The organism is Mesorhizobium sp. M4B.F.Ca.ET.089.01.1.1 (assembly GCF_004022605.1).
Lineage (GTDB): Bacteria > Pseudomonadota > Alphaproteobacteria > Rhizobiales > Rhizobiaceae > Mesorhizobium > Mesorhizobium abyssinicae.
In genome coordinates, this window is sequence record NZ_RZOS01000561.1 from 1 (window position 1) to 3269 (window position 3269).

Genomic DNA, 3269 nt, shown 5'->3' on the forward strand with positions numbered 1-3269 from the left:
CCACGAAAGCCCGCAGCGCCGGCCGCATCTGCCGGCGGCTGGGATAATAGACGAAGAAGCCGTCGAAGGTCGGGCACCAGTCTTCCAGCACGCGGATCAGCCTGCCGTCGGCGAGCGGCGCCCTGACATAGGGCTCGAAGACGAAGGCGAGCCCGGCGCCGTCTACCGCTGCTTGCGCGATCAGATGGTCCTCGTCGAGGATCAGCGGCCCTTGCGCAGCGATCTCGATCTCCTCGCCGTCCTTCTCGAATTCCCAGCGATAGAGGATGCCGCTGGAAAAGCGGAAGCGGATGCAACGATGGTCGGCGAGCTCGCGCGGGTGGCGCGGTCTGGGCATCGTGGCAAAATAGGACGGCGCGGCGACGACGGCGCCGCGAAGGTCGGGCCCGATGCGCACGGCGATCATGTCGCGCTGCAGGCTTTCGCCGAGCCGCACACCGGCATCGACGCCGCCCTCGACCACATCGGTGAAGCGGTCCTCGATGACGATCTCCAGCACGATGTCGGGATAGGCGGCGGCAAAGGCGCCGAGCCGTGGCGTCAGCGTCAGGTGCGCTGCCGTGCGCGGCACGGTCAGCCGCAGATTGCCGGCCGGCCGGTCGCGCGCCTCCACCGCCGTCTCCAGCGCGTGGTCTATTTCGGAAAGCGCCGGCCGCAGCCGTTCGAGCAACTGCGCCCCTTCCACGGTCGGCGCCACGCTGCGCGTGCTGCGCGCCAGCAGCCGCACGCCGAGCCGCGCCTCCAGGCTCGATACGGCATGGCTCACCGCGGACGGTGCGATGCCGAGCTCGCGCGCGGCGCCGCGGAAACTGGCGCATTGGGCGACGGTGGCAAGCACGGCCAGTTGAGAAAAGTTGGTGCGGTTCATTGATCTATTTTATAGAACAAGCCGTGCAAAAGCGACACGGTTATCGAACGAAAGGCAAGTGGCTACTTGTTCCGCATCACAACAAGGAGATGCGTGATGCAAACCCGCAAACTTGGAACTGAACTCGAAGTCTTCCCCGTCGGCCTCGGCTGCATGGGCATGAGCTTCGTCTATGGCGGCCAGCCGGAAGCCGAAGCGATCGCCACGCTGCGCCGCGCCGTCGAGATCGGCGTGACCTTCTTCGACACCGCCGAAGTCTATGGCCCCTACGAGAACGAGATCCTGCTCGGCAAGGCGCTGAAGCCGGTGCGCGACAAGGTGACGATCGCCACCAAATTCGGCTTCAAGATCCTGGAAGAGGGGACGGGCACCGACCGCATGGCCGGCGTCGACAGCCGCCCCGAGCACGTCAAGGCGGTGGCCGAGGCCTCGCTGAAGCGGCTGGGCACTGATGTCATCGACCTCTACTACCAGCACCGTGTCGACCCCAACGTGCCGATCGAGGATACGGTCGGCGCCATGGCCGAGCTGGTGCGCGAGGGCAAGGTACGCGCGCTCGGCCTCTCCGAGGCGAGTGCCGCGACCATCCGCCGGGCGCATGCGGTGCATCCGATCTCGGCCGTGCAGAGCGAATATTCGCTATGGACCCGCGATCCAGAGGACGAGGTCCTCGCCGTCTGCCGCGAGCTCGGCATCGGCTTTGTCCCCTACAGCCCGCTCGGCCGCGGCCTGCTCACCGGCACGATCGCCAAGCCGGACGTCCTCGACGCCGGCGACTGGCGCCTCGGCCAGCCGCGCTTCCAGGCCGAGGCCATGGCGGCCAACGCCAAGGTTGTTGCCACGCTGGAAAAGATGGCGGCGGAGAAGGGCGTGACATCGGCTCAACTGGCGCTCGCCTGGGTGCTGCACCAGGGCGATTTCATCGTGCCGATCCCCGGCGCGCGGAAAATCCGCCATCTGGAACAGAACACGGCAGCGGCCAGGGTCGAATTGAGTGCTGCGGAGGTTGCCGCGATCGGCGACGCGCTGTCGCCGGATAAGGTGGTCGGCAAGCGCTATACCGAGGAGCTGATGGCGCTGGTGAATGGTTAGACGGTTCAGCTTGCTTTGAGACGCCGGCGGGACAGCGCCCCCCTCTGTCCTGCCGGACATCTCCCCCACTTGGGGGGAGATTGGCTGTCACCGCCGCTTTCGCCAATTACGACCGTTTGAAGGAAAGGCGCGGCGCCAAAGCTGCTGATCTCCCCCCTTGTGGGGGAGATGCCCGGCAGGGCAGAGGGGGGCGCCTCGCGCTTACATATCCTACCACGGCACCACCTCAATCTCTGGCCAGCACTCCTGCGCCCTTTTCCCCTTCGCCTCATGCGTCCGCTGGTTGTCCATCACCCGGTTCGGTGTAATCCGGAACGAAAACACATCGTCCAGCCCGAACGGCGCCACCAGCTCCAGCGCTCCGTCCCGGCCGTACCGCACGCCAACCGCATGCGTCTTCGAAGCAAAATAGCTGACGGACTCGCTTGCGCTCGCATAGCGCGGGCATTCCTGCCCGAACTTCTCCGGATACCACAAATGCACCCGCGCCTGGTTGCGCACCTCGACAGGCAGCGTCAGCCCGTCGAAATGTCTGGCCGCCCGGCGGATGACCGCGTCCTCGGCCTCGTAGGAAAGGTCGGCATCGTCGAAATAGAACAGGTCGACATCCTTGATGCCGTAGCCCGGCGGCTTGCCGGTCAGGTGGTTCCAGACGCTGTTGTAGAGCGCGCCGGAAACCATCAGCCAGTCCGGCAGCGCGAGCTCCCGCACCCGCGCCAGCGTTTCGCCAATGAGCGGGTCGCTCGCGATGATGCCGAGGAACGCTGCGCGCTGCACTTCGAAGGGAAGGCCGGAATAGCGGAGATGGTCCATCGCCCTTTGGAGGACGATTCGCCACCTTCCGGCAATCCGCTGCTTAAGCGCGCAGCACGCCGCCCGTCTGCTTGTTGACGTTCTCGACGATGCGCTTGGCCAACGCCTCGAAGTCCTCGTCGGTCAGCGTCTTCTCGACCGGCTGGATCGACACCTCGATGGCGATCGACTTCTTGGCCGCGCCCAGCGACGCGCCCTCGAAGACGTCGAACACCGAGACCCCGGTGACCAGCTTCTTGTCGGCGGCAAGCGCTGCGCGCACCAGCGTGCCGGCCTCGACTGTCCTGTCGACGACGAAGGCGAAGTCGCGCTTCACCGCCTGGAAGGGCGACAGCTCCAGTTTCGGCTTTGTGCGGGTCGGCTTGGCCTTCGGCTCCGGCACGGCGTCGACAAAAACCTCGAAGCCGCAGATCGGTCCGGAAACGTCGAGCGCCTCAAGCGTCTTCGGATGGAATTCGCCGAACGTGCCGAGCACCGTCTTCGGGCCGAGCTTGAT

Annotated in this window: 3 protein-coding genes and 1 pseudogene; 1 reads left to right on the forward strand and 3 read right to left on the reverse strand. The window is 66.0% G+C overall.

The window, feature by feature from the left end; all coding sequences use genetic code 11:
- Window positions 1-868, reverse strand: an 868-nt coding sequence (locus tag EN780_RS30600) for a LysR family transcriptional regulator (RefSeq protein ID WP_133372784.1), incomplete at its 3' end; no start/stop codon positions are given.
- A gap of 96 nt (window positions 869-964) precedes the next feature.
- Here EN780_RS30600 and EN780_RS30605 point away from each other — a divergent pair.
- On the forward strand, window positions 965-1960 hold the full coding sequence (locus tag EN780_RS30605) for an aldo/keto reductase (RefSeq protein ID WP_127391979.1): 996 nt from the start codon (window positions 965-967) through the stop codon (window positions 1958-1960).
- A 210-nt stretch (window positions 1961-2170) separates the two neighbouring features.
- Here the strand turns inward: EN780_RS30605 and EN780_RS30615 are convergent, their stop codons facing one another.
- On the reverse strand, window positions 2171-2773 hold the full coding sequence (locus EN780_RS30615; RefSeq protein ID WP_127391980.1) for a nucleotidyltransferase family protein: 603 nt from the start codon (window positions 2771-2773) through the stop codon (window positions 2171-2173).
- Window positions 2774-2816: 43 nt separating this feature from the next.
- Window positions 2817-3269, reverse strand: a pseudogene (locus EN780_RS30620) (phenylalanine--tRNA ligase subunit beta); the annotation flags it as partial.